Genomic DNA, 6,383 nt, shown 5'->3' with positions numbered 1-6,383 from the left:
GCGCGCCCCTGCGGCCCGGACGGCCCCGCGCCGGCCCCCCCCCCCCCCCCCCGGGGCTCGCCCCCGCCGGCCGCGCGGCCGGTCAACCCCCGCTCCCGCGCCGCGCTGGCGGACATGTTCGCCTACGCCCACGGCCTGGCCCGGCGGCCCGCCCCGGGCGGCCTGCTCGCCCGGACGCTCGGGGCGGGGCTGACGGTCGAGGAGTTCGAGACGATGTTCTTCCTCTTCGCCGTCGCCGGGAACGAGACCGTCCGCAACGGCCTCCCCGGTGGCCTCTACACCCTGCTCGGCCATCCGGGGCAGTACGAACTCCTGCGTTCCAACCCGGAGTTGGTTCCCTCGGCGGTGGAGGAGATGCTGCGGTACTGGCCGCCGGTGACGGACTTCCGCCGCACCGCGACGCGGGACGTGGAGCTGGGCGGACGGGCGGTCCGGCGGGGCGACAAGGTGGTGGTCTACCACGCCTCCGCCAACCGGGACGGGGCGGTGTTCCCCGACCCGGACCGCTTCGACATCACCCGCAGTCCGAACGACCACGTGAGCTTCGGCCACGGGCCGCACTTCTGCCTCGGCGCCCAACTCGCCCGGATCCAGCTGCGATCGGCGCTGCGCGAGCTGCTCGCAGGCCTCCCCGGGCTCGCCCTGGTGCCGGGGCGGCCGCCGCAGCACCTGGTGTCCAACTTCCAGAACGGCCTCAAGTCACTGCCGGTCCAGTGGGGTTGAGACGGCCGCCCGGGTGGGCCGACGGCTACTCGAAGCGTGCGGGGTCGCCGGCCCCGCGACGGACGATCTCCGCCTCGCCGCTGGAGAAGTCCACGACGGTCGTCGGCACCGTGCCGCAGTCGCCCGAGTCCAGCACGGCGTCCAGCTGGTGGTCGAGCCGTTCCTTGATCTCCCAGCCCTGGGTCATCGGTTCGTCCTCGCCGGGCAGGAGCAGCGTGCTGGAGAGCAGCGGCTCGCCGAGTTCGGCGAGCAGGGCCCTGGTGACGGTGTGGTCGGGGATCCGGACGCCGACGGTCTTCTTCTTCGGGTGCATCAGGCGGCGCGGGACCTCCTTGGTGGCGGGCAGGATGAAGGTGTAGCTGCCCGGCGTCGCGGCCTTGACGGCGCGGAAGACGTTGTTGTCGATGTGGACGAACTGGCCGAGCTGGGCGAAGTCCATGCACATCAGCGTGAAGTGGTGGCGGTCGTCGAGACGCCGGATCGACCGGATCCGTTCGAGGCCGTCGCGGTTGTCCAAGCGGCAGCCCAGGGCGAAACAGGAGTCGGTCGGGTACGCGATGAGGTCCCCGGACCGTAGGCCGTCGGCCACGGTGCCGATGGTGCGGGGCTGGGGGGATTCCGGGTGCACGTCGAAGTACTTCGCCATTGGCCGACCCTAAGGGATCCCGGCCCCCGTTCGGTGCAGCGGCCTCCGTGCCGGTGCGTCCGCCCCCAGCGGCGTCCTGCCGGTCATTCCCGCGGGGCCCGGCGCGGGGACGAGCGCGGGGGGACGCGCAGGGAGCCGCGCAGGAACAGCAGCGCGAGCGCCGCGATCCCCGCGCCGAGCCCGTACACCACGGCCGCCCCGGACCCGAGGGTCGCGCCGCCGAGCACCGTTCCCAGGCCGATCCCGGCGTAGATGGCCGAGGAGTTGAGCGAGACCACCAGCGGTGCCTCCTGCGGTGCGACGCCGATCAGCCGGTGCTGCTGCGGCGGCGTCTGGCACCAGCTGCTCGCCCCCCACAGCAGCACCAGCAGTCCGACCAGTGGGACGGCCCCGGTGCGGGACGCCGCCAGCCCGGCCAGTACCGCGAGCGCCGCCGCCATCGTGGCGTACCCGGCGGTCAGGACCGTCGTGGAGCTCCAGCGGTCGGTGGCCCAGCCGGCGGCGAGGTTGCCGGCCACCGCTCCGAGGCCGTAGAGGAGGAGCATCCAGAGCGCCGAGCCCTCCGGGACCCCGACGGCGCCCAGCACCGGCACGCTGTACGCGTAGGCGGTGTAGCTCGCCGCCATGCCGAGGACGGTGAGCGGCAGCACGGTGAGGACGGCCGGGCGGCGCAGGACGGCGAGCCGGGTGCGCAGCGGGACCCGGGCGTTGCCCGGCAGCGGCGGCATGCTCGCGCGCAGGGCGGCGGCGACCAGCAGGCAGAGTCCGGCGACCAGGCCGAGCGCGGTGCGCCAGCCGAACCAGTGGCTCGCGGCGTTCCCGAGCGGCACGCCGAGCGCGGTCGCGACGGTCAGGCCGCCGATCACCACCGCGAGCGCGCGGGCCCGCAGTTCGGGGCGGACCAGCGAGGCGCCGACCGCTCCCGCGTTGGGGGTGTACGCGGCCGCGCCGGCCGCGGCGAGGACGCGGGTGGCGAGCAGGACGGCGGCGTCCGGTGCGAGCGCCGAGCCGAGGTTGGCCACCCCGAGGGTGGTGAGCGCGGCGACCAGCAGCGTCCGTCGGGGCAGGCGGGCCAGCAGGGTGGCGAGCACGGGGGAGAGGACGGCGTAGGCGGCGGCGAAGACGGTGATCGACTGGCCGGCGGTGGCGGGGGTGACGCGCAGGTCTGCGGCCATGGCGGGGAGGAATCCGGCGACCACGAAGGCGTCCGTGCCGACGGCGAAGGTGCCCAGTGCCAGGACCAGGGTGGAGGGTAATCCGCTGGTCGGCCCGGGTGGGGACGGCGGGGCGGGGGTAATCAGGACATCGGACATCCGGGTTCACCTCGGGAGTCGGTGCGGGGCCCGCGGGGGTACGGGAGCGGGGGCGGAAGGGAGGGGAGGAGCGCCGGGGAAGGGGAGCGTTCAGCCCGTCAGACGGGCGTAGTGCCGCCGGGTGCGCTCGGCCGCGCCGGCGGGTGCGGCGGCCATCAGGTCGGCCACCGTCTGTCCGGCCAGCTCGCGCCGCCAGGCCAGTTCGGCCCGGCGCATCGCGGTGGCCACCCCGCACGGGAGCCGGAAGTCGTCGCCGGCGGCGGCCGCCCCCTCCGTGCGCTGCCGGATCTCGGTGCAGCGGAAGAGGTCGTCGGGGCCCTCGATGGCCGCGACCACGTCCATGAGCGTGATCCGCTCCGGGGGACGGGCCAGCCGGAAGCCGCCCCGGGCGCCGGGGACGGAGCTGAGGACGTCGGCCCGGACCAGCGCCTGTAGGCGCTTGGTCAGGTAGGCGGGCGGGAGGTCGAACCAGGCCGCCAGCCGGGCGGTCGGCACCGGTCGGCCGTCGTCCAGCCAGGCCAGCGTGAGGCAGCAGTGCAGGCCCCACTCGACTCCCTCGCCCATGCGCATAACCGGGACACTACATGTCCTGGTTTCCTCGCGGAAGACGTGACGACGGAAGGTGGAAGGCGAGCAGGACGGCGTGCGGGACGGCGCGTGGTAGTGCGGGGCGGCGCACCGGCCGACGGTGCGCCGGTGGTCAGTTCGCGCAGCAGTCCGGGCACAGCCCCCGGTAGGTGACCTCCGCCTGCGCCACGGCGAATCCGAAGCGCTGCTCGGCCGGCAGGTCGGCCAGCGGATTGCCCCGCGGGTGGACGTCGCGAATGGCGCCGCAGCCGGTGCAGATCAGGTGCTGGTGCGGATGGTGCGCGTTGGGGTCGTACCGCTTGGCGCGCCCGTCGGTGGCCACCTCGACGACCTCGCCCAGCGTGACCAGCTCGCCGAGGGTGTTGTAGACCGTGGCCCGGGAGATCTCCGGGAGGCGCTCGGCGGCCCGGGCGTGGACCTCGTCGGCGGTCAGGTGCACGTGCTCGCCGTCCAGGACCTCGGCCACGACACGCCGCTGGGAGGTGAGGCGCCAGCCGCGCCCGCGCAGCCGCTCCAGCAGGTCACTCATATCGGTTCACCTATTCAGGTCAAGGGGAGGACCGGAGTTTACCAATGCACATCCGGTGCCTTCCGGTTCCCGATCGGATATGGCTTTGGTGTCTTTCTTGACTTGGATTCCGTCCATCGTAGGATCGGCTCCGGCGCTAGCCTGGGTAGCAGCAGCACGTGACTTCCGTCGCCGCCGTGCGCAACGGCGAGCAGCGGCCACACGTGACGCGCCAGGACCAGGCAGCAGCAGTAGGTGCCGTAGGTAGCAGAGAAGACACCGTGATCCGCCTTGTGAGGGAAGGATTCCCATGTCTGACAACCACGATGCAACCGGCGTAGAGGCGAACGCGGAGGGCTGCCCGGTGATCCACGGGCGGGCGCCGCACCCCACCCAGGGCGGCGGGAACCGCCAGTGGTGGCCGGAACGGCTCAATCTCAAGATCCTCGCGAAGAACCCGGCCGTGGCCAATCCGCTCGGTGCGGACTTCGACTACGCCGAGGCCTTCAAGACCCTCGACCTCCCGGCCGTCAAGCGGGACATCCAGGAGGCCCTCACCACTTCGAGGGACTGGTGGCCGGCCGACTTCGGTTACTACGGTCCGTTCATCATCCGGATGGCCTGGCACAGCGCCGGCACCTACCGGATCAGCGACGGCCGCGGCGGCGCCGGCGGCGGCCAGCAGCGCTTCGCCCCGCTGAACAGCTGGCCCGACAACGCCAGCCTGGACAAGGCCCGCCGCCTGCTGTGGCCGGTCAAGAAGAAGTACGGCCGCGCGCTGTCCTGGGCCGACCTGATCGTCCTGTCCGGCAACGTGGCCCTGGAGGGCATGGGCTTCCGCACCTTCGGCTTCGGCGGCGGCCGGGTCGACGAGTGGGAGCCCGACGAGGACGTCTACTGGGGCCCCGAGACCACCTGGCTCGGCGACGAGCGCTACACCGGCGACCGCGAGCTGGAGAACCCGCTGGCCGCCGTCCAGATGGGCCTGATCTACGTCAACCCCGAGGGCCCCAACGGCAACCCGGACCCGATCGCGGCCGCCCGCGACATCCGCGAGACCTTCTACCGGATGGCGATGAACGACGAGGAGACCGTCGCGCTGATCGCCGGCGGCCACACCTTCGGCAAGACCCACGGCGCCGGCCCGGCCGACAACGTCGGCCCGGCCCCCGAGGACGCCCCGATCGAGCAGCAGGGCCTCGGCTGGAAGAGCCGCTTCGGCACCGGCGTCGGCGGCGACGCGATCACCAGCGGTCTGGAGGGCACCTGGACGCCCACCCCGATCACCTGGGACAACAGCTTCTTCGAGACGCTGTTCGGCTACGAGTGGGAGCTCACCAAGAGCCCGGCCGGCGCGTGGCAGTACAAGCCCAAGGACGGCGGCGGCGAGGGCACCGTGCCGGACGCGCACGACCCGGCCAAGCGGCACGTGCCGATCATGCTCACCACCGACCTGTCGCTGCGCTTCGACCCGGTCTACGAGCCGATCTCCCGGCGCTTCCTGGAGAACCCGGAGGAGTTCGCCGACGCCTTCGCCCGCGCCTGGTTCAAGCTGACCCACCGCGACATGGGCCCGGTCGTCCGCTACCTCGGCCCGGAGGTCCCCGGCGAGCACCTGCTCTGGCAGGACCCGCTGCCGGAGGTCACCTACCAGCAGATCGGCGCGGCCGACGTCGCCGACCTCAAGCGGCGGATCACCGCCACCGGCCTGTCGGTGTCCGAACTGGTCTCCACCGCCTGGGCGGCCGCCTCCTCCTTCCGCTCCAGCGACAAGCGGGGAGGCGCCAACGGCGGCCGCATCCGGCTCCAGCCGCAGATCGGCTGGGAGGTCAACGAGCCCGACCGGCTGGCCACCGTGCTGCGCGCCCTCGAAGGCGTGCGGCAGGAGTTCAACGCCCAGGCCGGCGACAAGCAGGTCTCGCTCGCGGACCTGGTGGTGCTGGCCGGCGGCGTCGGCGTCGAGCAGGCCGCCAAGGCGGCCGGTCTGGCCGTCGAGGTGCCGTTCGCACCCGGCCGGGTGGACGCCCCGCAGGAACTGACCGACACCGAGTCCTTCGCCGCGCTGGAGCCCAAGGCGGACGGCTTCCGCAACTGGGTCGGCAAGGGCAACCGGCTGCCGGCCGAGTACCTGCTGCTCGACAAGGCCAACCTGCTGGGCGTCAGCGCGCCCGAGCTGACCGTGCTGGTCGGCGGCCTGCGCGTGCTGGGCGCCAACCACGGCCGGTCCGCGCACGGCGTGCTCACCGAGACCCCCGGTGTTCTGACGAACGACTTCTTCGTCAACCTGCTGGACCTGGGCACCAGTTGGACGGCCACCTCGGAGGACGCCCACACCTTCGAGGCCCGGGACGAGTCCGGCCGGGTGCGGTGGACCGGCACCCGTGCCGACCTGGTCTTCGGCTCGAACGCCGAACTGCGGGCCGTCGCCGAGGTGTACGCGGCCGACGACGCCAAGGAGAAGTTCGTGGAGGACTTCGTCGCGGCCTGGGTCAAGGTCATGAACGCGGACCGCTTCGACCTCGCGTGACACTCGACGGCTGACGGCTGACGGCTGACGGCGGGAGCCCGGGGCGCCGACCCCGGACTCCCGCCGTCGCGTGCTACC

General features: G+C 73.1%; 6 protein-coding genes. 2 read left to right on the top strand and 4 right to left on the bottom strand.

The features are described from left to right. Positions 1–114: 114 nt before the first annotated feature. Positions 115–723 carry a cytochrome P450 gene (locus AB0E96_RS02190; RefSeq protein ID WP_359817435.1) on the top strand — a complete coding sequence of 203 codons (609 nt, stop codon included), beginning with the start codon at positions 115–117 and terminating at the stop codon, positions 721–723. A gap of 25 nt (positions 724–748) precedes the next feature. Here AB0E96_RS02190 and AB0E96_RS02185 read toward each other — a convergent pair whose 3' ends face one another. The 4 genes from AB0E96_RS02185 to AB0E96_RS02170 all read right to left on the bottom strand — a co-directional run bounded on the left by AB0E96_RS02185 (position 749) and on the right by AB0E96_RS02170 (position 3,799). Next, positions 749–1,369 (bottom strand): L-threonylcarbamoyladenylate synthase, encoded by a 621-nt coding sequence (locus tag AB0E96_RS02185; RefSeq protein WP_359817433.1) that lies wholly within the window; start codon positions 1,367–1,369, stop codon positions 749–751. Between the two features lie 83 nt (positions 1,370–1,452). Beyond that, a complete protein-coding gene (locus AB0E96_RS02180; RefSeq protein ID WP_359817431.1) occupies positions 1,453–2,682 on the bottom strand; it encodes an MFS transporter in 1,230 nt (409 codons plus the stop codon). Positions 2,683–2,772: 90 nt separating this feature from the next. Beyond that, positions 2,773–3,252: an Rrf2 family transcriptional regulator gene (locus AB0E96_RS02175; protein ID WP_359817429.1), complete on the bottom strand. Its 480-nt coding sequence runs from the start codon at positions 3,250–3,252 to the stop codon at positions 2,773–2,775. A gap of 130 nt (positions 3,253–3,382) precedes the next feature. After that, a complete protein-coding gene (locus tag AB0E96_RS02170; RefSeq protein ID WP_359817427.1) occupies positions 3,383–3,799 on the bottom strand; it encodes a Fur family transcriptional regulator in 417 nt (138 codons plus the stop codon). Positions 3,800–4,088: 289 nt separating this feature from the next. Here AB0E96_RS02170 and katG point away from each other — a divergent pair, with 289 nt between their 5' ends. Next, a complete protein-coding gene (gene katG, locus AB0E96_RS02165; protein WP_359817425.1) occupies positions 4,089–6,305 on the top strand; it encodes a catalase/peroxidase HPI in 2,217 nt (738 codons plus the stop codon). The last annotated feature ends 78 nt before the right edge of the window (positions 6,306–6,383 follow it).

Origin of the sequence: Kitasatospora sp. NPDC036755 (assembly GCF_040636595.1) — a bacterium.
Classification (GTDB): domain Bacteria; phylum Actinomycetota; class Actinomycetes; order Streptomycetales; family Streptomycetaceae; genus Kitasatospora.
The sequence above is the reverse complement of the archived record's forward strand: the minus strand, read 5'-3'. Positions and strand labels throughout refer to the sequence as shown.